Raw genomic sequence first — 16,146 nt, 5'->3', positions numbered from 1 at the left:
GGTTAAATAATGGATATTGAAATTTTTCCACACAGAATTTTAGGAACAGACACAACTGAAAAAGTATTGAATGATATCGAATCTTTAGACTCAGTTATAAGAACTGTTATTCAAGGACCAAGACTCCCACCTCAAGATGAGATTGACCGTATTTATGGTGATCGCAGAGTCATTGTGGTAAATGGTGAGGAAGTTGAATTGAAAGTTAAGACTGGTAGAATTTTTGTTGAACTATATGATGAATCTGGTATTGAAGAAATCAGATCCATATGTGATGAACATATTGATACTGGATATGATATCAACACTAGCAAATCCCAATACATCAGAAAACAAAGAACTGTTACTGATGGATTGAAATATGGTGAAAATACAGAGATTCCTGATGAATTGGTCGGTATCGCAGATACCCGTTCTAAATTTAAAGATCATGTCTCTATTCTAAAAAGGGATACATTGGAATAAAAAATATCTTTTAGGTTATTGATAATATGATTGGAAGATGCACACATCTTGTAGACTGTAGGGAAACAAGAGGTCTTGGTGAAGGAGGAGGAATTGCTCAAAGAGGAACTTTCGCAGAGTGTGGAAGTGATGTTTTGGCAGTTGCTATGTCTCCAGGTCGTAGACACATTACCAAACCTGTCTGTGAAATTACCTTTGGCTTACGTGAAGCAAACCTATTAACCAGTACCATGATATTGGATGCAGGTAGTGGTGTTCCACATGATGCTCCTGCAGGCGGTGCAGGTAATGCTTTTGGTTTAACTGATAAGGAAGTTGAACAAATGCAAAAGTTTAAGGTTATTGTGGTTCATTTAGGTGGAGTAAGAAATCATATTACATACAAGGCAAGATTAATCTTGCGTAACGTTAACAAACCTTGTGTTATTATTTGTGAATATCCTGTTGACTTTGAAGATTTTGCAAAAATCGGTGTCAAAACCGCAAAGGTCATGCCTGAAGAGGTAAAAACAGAAGGTAAAATCATGAACATAGTATCAGGGGTTATTAGGGGACAAACAGTGTCTCAAGAAAAATTAGATGAGATTATTAGAAAAGTTAGATTAACATTAGGAGATGCATAATTATGGCACAATATTATCCAGGAACTTCTCAGGTAGCTGAAAACAGAAGAAAATTCACTAACCCAGATGTTGAGTTAGAAGTTTTAAGAGAAATATCTGATGAAGATGTAGTAAAATTATTAGGTCACAGAGCTCCAGGTGAAGAATACAAATCCGTACACCCACCTCTCGACGAACTCGATGAACCTGATGACATTATTAGAGAAATTGTAGAACCTATTGACGGTGCAAAAGCAGGGGACAGAGTAAGATACATCCAATTTGTAGACTCCATGTACTTTGCTCCAGCTCAACCATTCTTAAGAGCAAGATCCTATGTATACAGATACAGAGGAATCGATACCGGTACTTTATCCGGTAGACAAATTATCGAAGCTCGTGAAAGAGACTTAGAAAGAATTTCCAAAGAAATCTTAGAAAACGAATACTTCGATACCGCAAGAACTGGAATCAGAGGTTCTGGTGTACACGGTCACTCTTTAAGACTCGATGAAAACGGTTTAATGTTCGACATGTTAAGAAGACAAGTACTCAACAAAGAAACCGGTAACGTAGAAATGGTAAAAGACCAAATTGGTCACGAATTAGATGAACCTGTAGTATTAGGTGAACCATTAGACGAAGAAACCTTAAGAGCTAAAACCACAATCTACAGATGTGATGGTGAAGCTTACAAAGACGATGAAGACGCTGTAACTGTCTTAAGACAAATACACGTCACCAGATCTCAATTTGGTTACAACCCAGAATATTAAGGAGGTTTATTAAAATGGCTGACAAAAAATTCTTAGATGCAATGACTAAAAAGTTCAAAGAAGCTCCAGAAGAAAAAACTACTACCTTCTATAATATGGGCGGTTGGACTCAATCTGAAAGAAAAACTGAATTTGTAAACGAAGGTAAAGCAATTGCTGAGAAAAGAGGAATCCCAATGTACAACCCTGACATTGGTAACCCACTCGGTCAAAGAGCTTTAATGTCCTACCAATTATCTGGTACTGACACTTTCGTAGAAGGAGACGACTTACACTTTATCAACAACGCAGCAATCCAACAAGCTTGGGACGATATCAGAAAAACTGTAATCGTAGGTTTAAACACTGCTCACAACGTACTCGAAAAGAGATTAGGTATGGAAGTAACTCCTGAAACCATTACCAACTATTTAGAAGTTGTAAACCACGCTATGCCTGGTGCAGCTGTAGTACAAGAACACATGGTAGAAACCAACCCATTATTAGTAGACGACTCCTACGTAAAAGTATTTACTGGAGACGACGACTTAGCAGCAGAAATCGACCCTGCATTTGTATTAGACATTAACAAAGAGTTCCCAGAAGAACAAGCTGAAGCTTTAAAAGCTGAAGTAGGTAATGCTATTTGGCAAATTGTAAGAGTTCCATCTGTTGTAGGTAGAGTTTGTGATGGTGGTACCACTTCCAGATGGTCTGCTATGCAAATTGGTATGTCCATGATTTCTGCATACGGTCAATGTGCAGGTGAAGGTGCTACTGGTGACTTCGCATACGCATCCAAACACGCAGAAGTAATTGGTATGGGTACTTACTTACCAATCAGAAGAGCAAGAGCAGGTAACGAACTCGGTGGTGTACCATTCGGATTTATGGCAGATATCTGTCAAGCAACCAGAGTAACCGACGACCCTGTAGAATCCGCATTAGAAGTAGTAGCTTTAGGTGCTGCTTTATACGACCAAATTTGGTTAGGATCTTACATGTCTGGTGGTGTAGGATTTACTCAATATGCTACCGCAGCATACACCGATAACGTATTAGACGACTTCTCTTACTTCGGTAAAGATTACGTAGAAGACAAATACGGAGAATTATGTTCCGCACCTAACAACATGGACACTGTTCTTGACGTAGGTTCTGAAGTAGCATTCTACTCCTTAGAACAATACGAAGAATACCCAGCTTTACTTGAAACCCACTTCGGTGGTTCTCAAAGAGCTGCTGTTGTATCTGCAGCTGCAGGTATTTCCACTGCATTCGCAACTGGAAACGCACAAACCGGTTTATCTGCATGGTACTTAGCACAATACTTACACAAAGAACAACATTCCAGATTAGGTTTCTACGGTTACGACTTACAAGATCAATGTGGTGCAGCTAACGTATTCGCTATCAGAAACGACGAAGGTTTACCACTTGAATTAAGAGGTCCTAACTACCCTAACTATGCAATGAACGTAGGTCACCAAGGTGAATATGCAGGTATCGCACAAGCACCTCACAGTGCTCGTGGAGACGCATTTGCAGTCAACCCTCTTATTAAGATTGCATTCGCTGACAAAAACTTGCCATTCGACTTCACTAAAGTCAGAGCAGAATTTGCTAAAGGTGCTTTAAGAGAATTCGAACCTGCAGGTGAAAGATCTATCATCATTCCAGCAAAATAAGTTTGGTGTAAACGGGAAATATGTAAATAAGGTTTTTAATCTATAGGATTCTTTATCCTAATAGATTTTACCTTATTTATTTTTTTCAATATGGTATTTGTTTGTATAAAGTAGAATGGATTTTTTTTCAATTGATTTTGAAAATAATAAAATGCATTTTATAAAGAAAATTTAAAAGAATTAGTGTCAATATAATAATTCAACTTAATTAAAATGGATTTAATTTCAATTGATTTTGATAAATCGCTTTAAAATTAAGGTAATGCTAAAAATAATTGATAAAATTTGAGATTTTTTAGTAAAGCTTATATATAGTGTTTTAAAAAAATTATAGAATATAGAGAGTTTAATGTCTCTAAATTAATTAATTTTAGGTTTATTTTAATTTAAGTAGACTTGAAAAAATTCTTGGTTTATCTTTTTAATTATTCAGGTTTAATTATTAAGATTTTTAGATTTATTCATCAAATATTTCATTCTTAACACTTTAAGGATTTAATCTAGCTAGATTAAAAGCTAAGTGGTTTGCCTTGGCTTATTTGATTTATAAAATCTTTGTTTAAGTTATGAGGTATAATCATAAAGTATAAAATCATTCAGATGTTCTAAAAATGGTCTAAATTTTGCTTTAGTCCATTATTTAGTCCATTTTTATTTTATGTCTTTATGGTTTTATATTTGAGCAGAATATGTCTAAATGTGGTTAATAGGAAAATTAATCACGTAATAGTTTATTAAATAATTAAATTTAATAAAATTTAAGGAGGAAAAGAAAATATGGACCCTATTACATTAGGTGTAGTCGCATTAATGGGTGCAGCAGCAACCATTGCTGGTGCTGCAGAGGACTTAGAGTCTGACATCGGTTCACAAAGTAACCCTAACTCACAAGTTCAACTTGCTCCACAAATGGGACATTTACACCGTATGATCAATAAGGCAGCTTCTGGTGAACCAGTAGCATATGGATGCTGGTGTGGTATCGCTGGTGGTATCGCAGCTCTTGCAATGGGTATGGGTATTATTCCTATAGTAGCAATTGCAATGGGTTCTACTGTTGCTGCATTTGTTCACGCAATTTATACAGTCACATCACACATGGGAAGGATTGTTGGTCAATCTCAATTTGAACAACCATTATTTATGGATGTATTAACCCAATCCTTAGGCCCTATCGCAGCTCATGGTTTTATAGCTAGTTTCGGTATTGTAGGAATCGCTTACTTAATGACCCTTCCATTAAGCGGTCTCGGACACCCATTCCCATTACCATTACTCGCTGTACTATGGGGAATTACTATTGGTGCAATCGGATCATCCACAGGGGATGTACACTACGGTGCAGAAAGCGAATACCAAAAATTCGATTACGGTGGAGGTACTCCTGTAGCTATTCAAGGGGATATCGTAACCAAAGCTCCTCTTGGTGCTAAGAACTCTATCGATGTAGGTAACTTCTGTGCTAAATATGGTGGACCTTTAACTGGATTCTGTTTCGGACTTATTGTTTTCGTAAGCTTCTGGATTACTGTTGTATTCGGAGCTATTGGAGGACAAGTTGTAGGACTTATCATCGTTATTTTATTAATCGCTGGTAACTACTTCCTTGAAAAGTCTGCAAGAGAAAAATTCGGACCATATGAGGAATAAGGAGGTTACATTATGGATCTTATTATGTTTATTATATGTGTTGTAATTGCAGGTATTATTATGGGAGGAGGTGTACACTTCATTCCTGTAGGTGGTGCTCCTGCAGCTATGGCTACCGCTACCGGTGTAGGAACTGGTACCGCAATGTTAGCAGCTGGTGCAGGATTAACTGGACTCATTACCGCAGCTTCTATGACAGGACAACCAGTATGGTTGATCATCTTAGCAGGTGCAGTTGGTTCCATGTTAATGATGGGTATCACCATGCTTATTGGTAACTTTATTTATATTTATGGTGTTGGTGTAGTACCAGCATCTGGTAAAGCTGCAGTTGACCCAATCACCAAATGGAACCAAGAAAAATATAAAACTCCTGGTACCGAAGGACACGGTATTCCTACCGTATGTTACATTAGTGGTATCATTGGTGGTTTACTTGGTGGTGCTGGTGGTGGATTAGTCTACTGGGCTATTAACGAATTCGCAACCGCTAACATGACTGGATTTGACGCTACTGTTATTGCAGGATTAGCTGCTATCTTATCTGTAGGTATGTTCTTCATCAACTCTGTAACTGCTTCCTATAACATTGGAGGTACTATTGAAGGATTTGTAGACCCTAAATTTAAAAGACTTCCTACTGGAATTTTAGCTTGTGCTATTGTATCTCTTGTAGCTGCAATCTTCATGGTATTAATGATTGGAGGTATTTAAGATGTCTGCTGGAGGAAGTGGAGCACCTGCAGAAGGTGCTGTAGATGCTAATGTAATGTTAGCTATTGGTATTATCGGTGGATTACTCGGTATATACTTATCTGGTATTAACCCTGTTATTGGACCTGTATTAAGCTGTCTTGGTGCAGTTTGTGCAATCCTTTGGGGTGTAATTGCAATCCGTAGTGTAGCAAGTTATGGTTTAGGTACTGGTGTACCTTCTATCGGTTACATGTCTTTAGGTATTGGTGTAATCGGTGCTTTAGCTGGTGTAGGTATTATCGCATCTTTAAAATTAACTGGATTAGAAATTGCTGGACCTATTCTTGCATTAATCTTTGCAATGATTATTGGATTATTAGTTGCTATTGTAGCTAAAAAAATTGTTGGTATGAAAATTCCTGTTATGGAAAGATGTACTGCAGAAATTGCAGGTGCTGCAGCATTATCTGTTTTAGGATTCTCTGCTGCTATTGCAGGTGGATATTCAATTGACTTACTCTTATCTGCTGTAATTGCTCCTGGATTTATTGCTATCTTTTACATATTATGTACTATGGCTATCCAACACCCATTCAACGCATGTTTAGGACCAAACGAAGACCAAGTAAGAACTCTTAAATGTGGTGCTTCTACTGCATTCTTAACTATGGTTATTACTGGTATTCTTGCTATTTCCGCTGGAGGATATGCATGGTTTGCAATTTTAATTGTCGGACTTATCGGTTGGTACATCTCATTTAAGATGTTTGTTAACGCTTCATGTGAAGCAGCAGCATCTGTTAAATGGGCTGGTTTATGGCCAAAAGTTGAGGAATAAGGAGGTTGTTATAGATGGTATTACCTTTAATACAATTTATTCCTGAATTAAACTTAAATCTTGACGCAGAATCCGGTATTCTCGGAGCTGGTGGTGGAGATTTAATTATTCTTTCAATGGATGAAATAAATGCAGAAATCGCAAAAGTCGAAGCAGCTGCTGACGAATTAATGAATTCCTTAGATCCTAACTCTGCTCCATTAGGTTCCTTCCCAGGAAGAGAAGGTAACTTTGTCATTGCAGGTAAATTAACCAACATGGTTTACGGATTTGTTTTAGGAATGTTCCTTATCATGGCAGCAATGCCTATATTAACAGCTATGGGGGTTTTATAGATGGCTGACAAAAAACCTGCTGCTGATAACTGGCCTGTAGTAAGTGGAGACTACATTGTAGGGGACCCAGAAAGTCCTGTTGCTGTAACTACTTTAGCTTCTCACAATGAAGATATCCCAGCTGCTGCTGGAGCAGCAATTGCTGGACCTTGTAAAACTGAAAACTTAGGTATTGAAAAAGTTGTAGCAAACATCATTTCAAACCCAAACATCAGATTCTTAATCTTATGTGGTGCAGAAGTACAAGGTCACATTACTGGTCAAAGTATCCAAGCATTACACGAAAATGGTTGCGACCCTGAAAAGAAAAAAATCACTGGTGCTACCGGTGCAATTCCTTTCGTAGAAAACATTCCTATGGAAGGTGTAGAAAGATTCCAACAACAAGTAGAACTTGTTGACTTAATCGATAACGAAGACGGTGGAGCAATCACAGCAAAAGTAAAAGAATGTATCGAAAAAGATCCTGGTGCTTTTGAAGAAGATGCTATGGTTATTGAAGTGAAAGAAGGAGATGACGACGACGACGATGGTGAAGAAATTCGTCCTATCTCTCCAGAAACTGCATTACTTGAAGCAAGAATCAGAAATATTGATACTCAAGTAAAATTAGTTGGTGCTGTACAAAGAAATATGGCAGGTAACTATTCAGGTAAAGTCCAAGGTATTATGATTGGATTAGTATTTACTTTAGTAATCGGTTTCTTATTATTAATGGCACCATTAGTAGGTGTATAAACTGGAGGTTTTATTTATGGTTAAATTTTCAAACAAACCAAATACTCGTGGTATTAAAAATGCTTCTAGTGATGTAGAATACCGTGCTAAGCTCTTAGGAAGAGAAGGAAGATTATTCGCTGGCGTAATCAGCACCAGATTTTCTGGTATAGCTATCGGTATTGGAATTGCTCTTTGTTTAGCTGTTGTTATTCCATACTTAGCTAAATTATGTGGATTATAGAGGTGTTAAAAAATGTCTGAAGAATCAGTACCTCAAATTATTGTATCTACCGACGATATGTCAGCTGCAGTCCAAAAATTAGATGAAGCTGAAGAAAAAGTAGAATTTGCTGTTGGGGAATACTTCCAACGTTTAGGTCAACAAAACGGTAGAGATATTGGTATTTTATATGGTATAATTTTAGGTCTTGTAATTTTAATAGTGTCCATTGAATTTGGTTTAGTAAGTGCAATGAGTACTATTATGGCAGGATTAATCTAAATTGGAGGATTATAAATGTTTAGATTTGATAAAGAACAACTCGTCGTAGATATTGCTGGAGTAAAAATGGGAGGACAACCTGGAGAATACCCTACCGTTTTAGCAGGAACTATCTTTTACGGCGGACACAAAATTATTAGTGATGAAAAAGCAGGAGACTTTGATAAAGACGCTGCTGAAGGATTAATTAAAACTATGGAAGAAATGTCTGATGTAACCGGAAACCCTTGTGTTGTACAAACTTTCGGTGCTACTGCAGAAGCTATGGTTAAATACTTAGAATTTGTAGGAGACGTCTGTGACAAACCTTTCCTTATCGACTCAACTGCTGCAGCTGCAAAAATTGCAGGTGTAGAATACGTACAAGAAGTAGGATTAGCTGAAAGAGCTGTATACAACTCCTTAAGTATGGCAGCTGAACCTGGTGAAATCGAAGCTGTAGCTAACTCCGACATCGACGCATCCATTCTCTTAGGTTTCAACCCACTGACCCCTGGTGTAGCAGGTAAACTCGAAATCTGGGAAACTGGTGGATCTGTAATCGATGAAGGTATTCTCGAAATGGCAGAAAGATGTGGAATTACCAAACCATGGATGGACGTAGCAGTAACTCCTTTAGGACAAGGTGCAGGTCCTGCAGTAAGAACTTCCTACGCTGTAAAAGCTAAATGGGGATACCCTGTAGGTTCCGGTATTCACAACGTACCTTCCGCATGGGATTGGTTAAGACAATACAAAAAAGAACACAAAGAAGCATGGCCTGTATGTGATATAGGTTCTAACATCGTACAACAAATGGCTGGTGGAGACTTCGTACTTTTCGGTCCTATCGAAAACGCAAGACTCGCATTCCCAGCTTGTGGTATGGCAGATATTATGATTGCTGAAGCAGCAAAAGATATCGGTACTGAACCTATTGAAGCACACCCATTGAACTTATTATTATAATTTGAAAGGGTCCGAGATTAGATGATTTATTCATCTAATCTTCTTCAAATTATAAAATTTTTCTATTTTTAACTTATTTTTACTTTACTTATTTTTACCTCAATTTTTTTTTAAATTCTCATTAACTACTTTTAATATTTTTTCTGGCTGATTTTTTTAATAATTTTAAAATTTATCTTTATTCTCAACATTTGAATATTTAACAAAATTATTTAACAAAATTTATATTATTTAATGAAAATAGTATATATTATATAGAATATTATGGGGATTTTATATGTCTTTTTTAGATAAATTTTTCAATAAGGGACCTAAGCCAATCATTGCTGAAAGTCAACCAAGGGATTTAAGTATTTTAAAAGCAGGTAATAGACCTCAAGGTCCAGGTGTTATGGCCGCACAACAGGATGAATACTATGTGACTGCTTCCGTAGAATTGGGAAACACCACTACCAAATGTGTTATTATGGCTACAAACTTAAATAACAGTCAATCTTATTTAATCAACAAAACTGTTAAAATGACAAGGGATGTTAGAAAACCTAAAGCAGGAGAAGAGGTATTCGGTAAAACTGTTTGGGGTGTAGAGCTTTCTAAAGAATCTGTTGCAGATATGATTAAGGATACAGTTTTGGAATCACTTAAAAAAGCCCATGTGGATATGGAAGATGACTTGGATTTTGTTGTGAGATCCACTGGGGTAACTGCAGGGTTTGCGACAACCAAGGAAGTGGGAGAATTGATTAAGGCTCTTGCTGATGGTTGTCTTGATGCAGGTATTTCCCACAAGAAAATGGCTCCCGCTATGTCTACTGCACACCTTCCAAAAAGACTTCAAAAATACACATTATTGGATAATGTAATGTTTGATGGTGCTGTAGTAAGTGTAGTCCCTCCAAAAGGAAAGGAAGTTGTAGCGAATGAAATGGAAGGGGAACTTGTAACTGCAGGTATTAAATTAGGTGCTAAATGGACTGAAGTGGACTATAGAAACCCTTGTGTATCCTTAGACTTTGGTTCTACCTTGGCAGGTAGGATTGTAAATAAGGATGAGCCTTATGCAAGTACCGTTGGTAACTTCTTAGGTTTAGCTGGGGTTATTTCAGACTCATTAGCTAAAGGTTCCAAGCAAATAGACCAAAATAATGGTGCTGCATTAGACATATTTGATCCTAAATTGCTTAAAAAGGCCGATGGCAAAAAGCATCAGGAAAAAGCTAAGCAATATGCTAAAGAGGCACATGAACTCATTAACATCTGTAAAGTTCCAGAAGGTATTGACAGATTTGGTACTGTTCCGTTAGATGCTGCAGGTGCTAAAGCAGCAGGTACTTGTTTGATTGGTTGTGATGTCGGTACCAATGCAGATGGTCTTGGTGGATTAGTGGAAATTGGTGCTAAGATCTATGAGGATGAAGGAATTCCTACATTGCTAGCTACAATGGACCATGTAAGTGCAAATATTGTATACAGAGTTTTAGATGTGGCATTTGAAGAAGACCTTATTCTTGACGGTTCAATTTTAGGAGTTACTGGTAGGGCAGGTATCACTGGTAAGAAACCTGAACTCATTTTAGAGTATGCTCAGGACAAATTCAAGGATGTCGTATTTGTAGAGGATGGACTTGCTCTTGGTTCTGCAATTATGGCTCGTTGTATGAATTCTATGGGAACTCAAAAGAACCCTCTTGGTGGAAACCAAGGAGAAAAATGTATTCTTAAGAAAAGAATGCAAGAACAAGGTACAATTCCAAAATAATTTACCTTATTTTTCTTTTTTTATTTTATTTTAATTATTTTAATTAAAAATTTAATTAATTTAATAATTTAATTTTTTAATATTTTTTCTTTTTAATTTTCAAAATAGTTTAAATCTTCTATAAAATTTCTTTAATGGTGTATTTATGATTATAGCTCTTGTTATGGCAGGTGGAAAAGGCTTAAGATTAAAATCAGATATTGAAAAGCCACTTTATCCTTTAAATGATAAACCATTGATGAGTTATGTCTTGGATAATATTAATCAATCTGAACTAATTGAAAAGACAGTTGTTGCAGTTAGTCCAAATGCTCCAAATACAAAGGAGTTTTTAATAAATGAATTGAGCTTTTCAAATTTTGATGACTCATTTTATGAAAGTGAAAAAAATAATTTTTATTTGGATACCTTAGGTAAAGGTTTTGTTGAAGACCTGTCCAATATCTTAGAAATTTTTGAGTCAAGGTCTAAGGAAGACATTTTGATTTTCATCAATGCAGACTTGCCACTGGTTGGTGCCGATATTCTTGATGAAATCTTAAACTATTATTTAAGTCAAGATAAACCTGCATTATCTGTCTCAGTTCCAGTTGAAATTTTTGATGAATATGGGATAAATTATTCCTATGAATTTAATGGAAATGTCCCTTCAGGAATCAACATACTTAGAAGCGAAAATGTTGTTCAGGATGAGCAACTTTTAATTATTTCAAGGCATGAGTTAATTTTTAATGTAAATACTATCGAGACAGCTATATTAACCAATAAATTTTTATAATTTTCATCAATTTTTAGATTTTTAAGCATATTTTTTAGCATATTTCTTAGCATATTTTTTACTATTTTCATTGATCCAATTTTTTATATTTTTTTAGTTTTTTTCAGTTTTATCCATTGTTATATTATTTGAAAATAAGAAATTTTTAAAATTTTTTATTCTTTTTCATTTATTCCCATTATATTTTACTCTTTTTTAGATTTTTATACTATTTTTCTTTATTTTTACTAAAAATATCAATAACTTTATATATTTCTTTAAATATAAACAGTATTAAGGTAAACTAATCTATATTTTATTAAAATTAGTTATTTAAATTGAGTGTTTTTATAAAAAACTAAAACACGAATCATACCTTCAATCATTTTTATAAAATTTATCGGTGAAAATATGGAAAATGCTGTTGCTAAACCTAATACTCATAGAAGAGAAGAAAAATTATGGAGTGAAATTAAAAGCTATCAAGTAGCTACTAATAATGCTCGTATTTTAGGAGTGCTTGATGAGTTAATTATTAATGAAAAAACTGGTAAAATCGTGGATATTGCAGTAAAAGTAGAAGCTGGACGTAATATTCATGTAAAAGGTGCAAAACGTAGAGGAGATTTATTATTAATCCCATTCACCAAAATAGAAAAAGTTGGAGAATTTATTATTGTAACTGAATAATTTTTCTAATTTTCACTTTTTTTATTTTTTATTTTTTCATTACACTTAATTTAAATTAACACTTAGTTTAACTGTTTTTCATTGATTTAGTCTATTTTTTCTAATTTTTATCATCTAACTATTTTTAAAGATCACTTTTTTTCATAAGATTTATCATAGATTTAAACTTAAAAATGTAATGTTTTTATATGATAAAATAAATATAATATTGTTATATAAGGTTGTTATATAATGCCGTTATAACTATTGTTATAGCAGCGTAATAATGCTTTTATTTAATTGATATTAATCTTAGTAATTTAAATCAATAAGGATTTGATATAATGTTACTTGAAGTAAAGAATTTAGTTGTTGAAGTAGAGGGTAAACGTGTTTTAAATGGCGTAAACCTTGCTATTAGAGAAGGGGAGACCCATGTGCTTTTAGGTCCGAATGGTGCGGGAAAAAGTACATTATTCTTAACTATCTTGGGATTCCCAAAATATAAGGTTGTAGAAGGATCTATCATATTCAATGGAGAGGACATCACTGATTTAACCACTACTGAAAGAGTTCAAAAAGGTCTTGGAGTAAGTTTCCAAAACCCTCCAGCTATTCGTGGAGTTAGTGTAAGGGACTTATTGAAACTTGAATCCAAGCAAGACCCTGATGAAGAGTTAAATCCAAGAATGAAAGAGCTTGCAGAAAAACTCAAATTCAGTGATGAATTCTTGGATAGAGATGTAAATAGAGGATTTTCAGGTGGGGAAGTAAAAAGATCTGAAATTCTCCAATTGCTTGCACAGGAACCGCTTTTCACCATGTTTGACGAACCGGATTCTGGTGTAGACATTGAAAATGTGGAATTGCTTGCAGGACAGTTAAACGTTTTGCTTGACAAAGATAAAAAACCAGGCCAAAGAAAAAGGGCTGGCTTGCTTATCACTCACTTAGGTTATATCTTAAACTTTGTTAAAGCGGATAAGGCACATGTATTGATGCATGGTATGATTGCCTGTTCTGGAGACCCTGATGAAATTTTAGAAGACATTAGAAAAGAAGGATTTAATGGATGTGTTGGTTGTGCGGAATGTAACTCATGATGCTGAAAAGGCAAAGGATAAAAAAGCAGCTTTAGGTACTGATATTGTCATCGAGAACTTTTCTAAGGAAGAGGTTAATGCTTTCGATGTATTGGATGATATCAGTGATGTTGACAAGAAAACCAAAAGAACTTTACTTAAAGTTGGTGTTGACACTGAATCAGAAGAAAGATCAGGTTCTTTCTTGCAAATGGATCAATCTAATGTATTTTCCCATTCAATCTCAGATTCCATTGAACTTATGAATACCCAAATGGCTTTGGAAAAATATTCATGGTTACAGGATTATATGTGGAAAGCAGTTAAGCCTGATGCAGACAAATACACTGCTCAAACTGCACTTCGTGAAGCTGAAGATGAATTCTGTAGCGGATACTTCATTAGGTCTTTACCTGGCACCAAAGAGGTTTTCCCAGTACAGGCTTGTATGTTCATTGCAGATCAAGATGTTATGCAAACTGCACACAATATCATAATCGCTGAGGAAAACTCAGAACTTCACTTAATTACCGGTTGTGCAACTGGCGAAGACGTATCTTCTGCACTTCACGTAGGAGTGTCTGAAATGTATCTTAAGCCAGGTGCAAAAATAACCTTTACCATGGTTCATAACTGGGCGGAACAGGTTGAAGTACGTCCTAGAACAGGTATTGTTCAGGAAAAGAATACAACTTACATAAACAATTACATTCTAACCAGTCCTGTAAGGTCTATTCAATCATATCCTACCACCAATTGTAATGGTGAAAATGCAAGGGCATTATTCCAAAGTATTCAAAGCGGTGTAAAGGATTCAATCATTGATGTAGGTTCAAGAGCTCTTTTGAATGCACCTAATACAAGTGCTGAGATCATTTCCCGTGCAGTTGCAAATGATGAATCAAAAATCTTCTCAAGAGGTCATTTATCTGGAAATGTTCCTAATGTAAAAGGTCACTTGGAATGTCATGGATTGGTATTGGATGACAATTCATCTATTTATGCAGTTCCAGAACTTGAGGCAAATGCAGCAAACCTTGAAATGTCTCACGAAGCAGCAGTTGGTCAAATCGATGAAGAAGAGATTTATTACTTGACTTCAAGAGGATTGACTGAAGAGGAGGCGGCTTCCATGATTGTCAGAGGTTTCTTGAGTATGGACATCACAGGACTTCCTGATGAATTGGCTGCTGAAACTCAAAGAATGATTGACATGAGTTTAGATGGAATGTAGTTCAAACTTTTAGAAAAAGTTTGAACAAAATCTTTTCTTTAGTTGGGAGTAATTCACTCTTAACTTTTCTATTTTTATTTTTCTATTTTTTAATATTCATTTCGATAATTTTTTATAAATTTTTTTAAATAATTTTTTAAATAATTTTTTAAATATTTTTTTTAAATTTTTCCACGGATTTTTAATTTTCATAACATTTTTTTTAAATTTTCAATTTTTCTAAATTTCCTCAAATTCTTTATTTTAGGCATTCCTTAATTTTTAGCCATTTTTTAAAATTTTATTCTTAATTGTAAAAATTGTTTTAATGGTTTAAAACTTAATTTATTTTTATTTAAATTCCTCATTTTAAATTTAAGTAAAATTGATTAGTTTTTTCTTAATTTTTATTAGTGAAAATGGTTATTTTCCAATAATATTTCGTATAAATAAAAATAAATTTTTTGGCTATGTAATATCTTTTTAAAAAAAAGTATTATAGTATATAAATCTTGTGTATTTGCTTTCCAAGTAACCTTTATATTTAATCTTTAATATAATATATAATCAGTACATTAATGTTAAGCTGAGCTAGCTCATTAGCGTACGATGATTTGAGATTAAGGTATGCCTTAACATACTTTAATATAGATTTGAAAAACTTTTTTAAAAAAGAAATTAGATTGAAATCTATAACTTTAAAAATTTTGATTTGGTTTTTAAAGTTAAAACGGAATTCTTGAATTTTTTTGATTTGGATTCAAGAAGGTAATCTATTAAGATTTTTTGATTTGGATCTTTATAGATTAAAAATAGTGAAAACTATTTAGGTTGAATATCTCAATTATTTCAATTTTAATAAAGTTTAATATTTTCAATCGATATTAAATGAATTGAATTGTATTAGTTTTGATTTGATAATATGGTTCAATGTTTATTGGATTGAAATAGTTGGATGAGTCTTAGATAAAATTAAATTTTTTTTAGGACTATAAACTAAAATTTTAATAGAGGAGGATAAACTCTATGTCTGAAGATGTAAAAATTGTAATGTTTTGTTGTAACTGGTGTTCCTATGGTGGAGCAGATACTGCAGGTACTGCAAGAATGCAATACCCACCTAACATTCGTGTTATTAGAGTAATGTGTTCTGGAAGAATTGACCCTCAGTTTATTTTAAAAGCATTTAGAGACGGTGCTGATGGTGTATTCGTAGCAGGATGCCACATGGGTGACTGCCACTACGATGCAGGTAACTATAAACTTGACAGAAGAATGAGATTAGTTTATAAATTAGTCGAAGATATGGGAATCGGAAGAGAAAGAGTCCACCACGACTGGATTTCTGCTTCTGAAGGAGAAAAATTCGCTAGTTCTGTAAAAATGATGGTAAACAGAATTAAAGATTTAGGACCTTCCCCATTAAAAGCACAATTAGATGCTGAAGGATAAATTTAAATGGAGGAT

General features: G+C 34.6%; 18 protein-coding genes. All 18 read left to right on the top strand.

The annotated features are described in order from the left end of the window. Window positions 1-9: 9 nt before the first annotated feature. The 18 genes from mcrD (at window position 10) to QZU90_RS04715 (ending at window position 16,131) form a co-directional block, all read left to right on the top strand. Complete coding sequence (gene mcrD, locus QZU90_RS04800) at window positions 10-465, top strand: methyl-coenzyme M reductase operon protein D (RefSeq protein WP_295605506.1); 456 nt, start codon at window positions 10-12, stop codon at window positions 463-465. 26 nt (window positions 466-491) lie between these two features. Continuing rightward, window positions 492-1,088, top strand: a complete 597-nt coding sequence (gene mcrC / locus QZU90_RS04795) for a methyl-coenzyme M reductase I operon protein C (RefSeq protein ID WP_292777442.1) — start codon at window positions 492-494, stop codon at window positions 1,086-1,088. 2 nt (window positions 1,089-1,090) lie between these two features. Next, window positions 1,091-1,843, top strand: a complete 753-nt coding sequence (mcrG, locus tag QZU90_RS04790) for a coenzyme-B sulfoethylthiotransferase subunit gamma (RefSeq protein WP_295605505.1) — start codon at window positions 1,091-1,093, stop codon at window positions 1,841-1,843. 14 nt (window positions 1,844-1,857) lie between these two features. Continuing rightward, entirely contained in the window at window positions 1,858-3,510 is a 1,653-nt protein-coding gene (mcrA, locus tag QZU90_RS04785; protein WP_295605504.1) for a coenzyme-B sulfoethylthiotransferase subunit alpha, read from the top strand. Window positions 3,511-4,287: 777 nt separating this feature from the next. After that, entirely contained in the window at window positions 4,288-5,160 is an 873-nt protein-coding gene (mtrE, locus tag QZU90_RS04780; RefSeq protein ID WP_295605503.1) for a tetrahydromethanopterin S-methyltransferase subunit E, read from the top strand. 12 nt (window positions 5,161-5,172) lie between these two features. Continuing rightward, complete coding sequence (gene mtrD, locus QZU90_RS04775) at window positions 5,173-5,874, top strand: tetrahydromethanopterin S-methyltransferase subunit D (protein WP_295605500.1); 702 nt, start codon at window positions 5,173-5,175, stop codon at window positions 5,872-5,874. 1 nt (window position 5,875) lies between these two features. Continuing rightward, window positions 5,876-6,694, top strand: coding sequence for a tetrahydromethanopterin S-methyltransferase subunit MtrC (gene mtrC / locus QZU90_RS04770; protein ID WP_295605498.1), 819 nt, complete (start codon window positions 5,876-5,878; stop codon window positions 6,692-6,694). Window positions 6,695-6,708: 14 nt separating this feature from the next. Further along, window positions 6,709-7,029, top strand: a complete 321-nt coding sequence (locus QZU90_RS04765; RefSeq protein ID WP_296855817.1) for a tetrahydromethanopterin S-methyltransferase subunit B — start codon at window positions 6,709-6,711, stop codon at window positions 7,027-7,029. Then, window positions 7,030-7,767 (top strand): tetrahydromethanopterin S-methyltransferase subunit A, encoded by a 738-nt coding sequence (mtrA, locus tag QZU90_RS04760; protein WP_295605495.1) that lies wholly within the window; start codon window positions 7,030-7,032, stop codon window positions 7,765-7,767. It abuts the gene before it with no gap. A gap of 16 nt (window positions 7,768-7,783) precedes the next feature. Further along, entirely contained in the window at window positions 7,784-7,990 is a 207-nt protein-coding gene (locus QZU90_RS04755; RefSeq protein ID WP_295605493.1) for a tetrahydromethanopterin S-methyltransferase subunit F, read from the top strand. 12 nt (window positions 7,991-8,002) lie between these two features. Beyond that, window positions 8,003-8,251, top strand: a complete 249-nt coding sequence (gene mtrG, locus QZU90_RS04750; protein WP_295605491.1) for a tetrahydromethanopterin S-methyltransferase subunit MtrG — start codon at window positions 8,003-8,005, stop codon at window positions 8,249-8,251. 15 nt (window positions 8,252-8,266) lie between these two features. After that, window positions 8,267-9,199, top strand: coding sequence for a tetrahydromethanopterin S-methyltransferase subunit H (gene mtrH, locus QZU90_RS04745; RefSeq protein ID WP_296855814.1), 933 nt, complete (start codon window positions 8,267-8,269; stop codon window positions 9,197-9,199). Between the two features lie 277 nt (window positions 9,200-9,476). Continuing rightward, the gene (locus tag QZU90_RS04740; RefSeq protein WP_295605487.1) at window positions 9,477-10,958 is read left to right on the top strand and encodes a methanogenesis marker 14 protein; all 1,482 of its coding nucleotides are present in this window, start codon (window positions 9,477-9,479) and stop codon (window positions 10,956-10,958) included. Window positions 10,959-11,103: 145 nt separating this feature from the next. After that, complete coding sequence (locus QZU90_RS04735) at window positions 11,104-11,736, top strand: NTP transferase domain-containing protein (protein ID WP_295605485.1); 633 nt, start codon at window positions 11,104-11,106, stop codon at window positions 11,734-11,736. Window positions 11,737-12,126: 390 nt separating this feature from the next. Continuing rightward, window positions 12,127-12,405, top strand: coding sequence for a PRC-barrel domain-containing protein (locus tag QZU90_RS04730; RefSeq protein WP_292777407.1), 279 nt, complete (start codon window positions 12,127-12,129; stop codon window positions 12,403-12,405). A 323-nt stretch (window positions 12,406-12,728) separates the two neighbouring features. Beyond that, a complete protein-coding gene (sufC, locus tag QZU90_RS04725; RefSeq protein WP_295605481.1) occupies window positions 12,729-13,487 on the top strand; it encodes a Fe-S cluster assembly ATPase SufC in 759 nt (252 codons plus the stop codon). Beyond that, window positions 13,453-14,700 carry a SufD family Fe-S cluster assembly protein gene (locus QZU90_RS04720; protein WP_295605480.1) on the top strand — a complete coding sequence of 416 codons (1,248 nt, stop codon included), beginning with the start codon at window positions 13,453-13,455 and terminating at the stop codon, window positions 14,698-14,700. The genes sufC and QZU90_RS04720 overlap by 35 nt, the downstream gene beginning before the upstream one ends. Before the next feature lie 1,005 nt (window positions 14,701-15,705). Beyond that, window positions 15,706-16,131, top strand: a complete 426-nt coding sequence (locus tag QZU90_RS04715) for a hydrogenase iron-sulfur subunit (RefSeq protein WP_295605478.1) — start codon at window positions 15,706-15,708, stop codon at window positions 16,129-16,131. The last annotated feature ends 15 nt before the right edge of the window (window positions 16,132-16,146 follow it).

Source organism: uncultured Methanobrevibacter sp. (genome assembly GCF_902784195.1).
Taxonomy (GTDB): Archaea; Methanobacteriota; Methanobacteria; order Methanobacteriales; family Methanobacteriaceae; genus Methanobrevibacter.
This window is presented reverse-complemented; position numbering and strand designations above follow the sequence as displayed.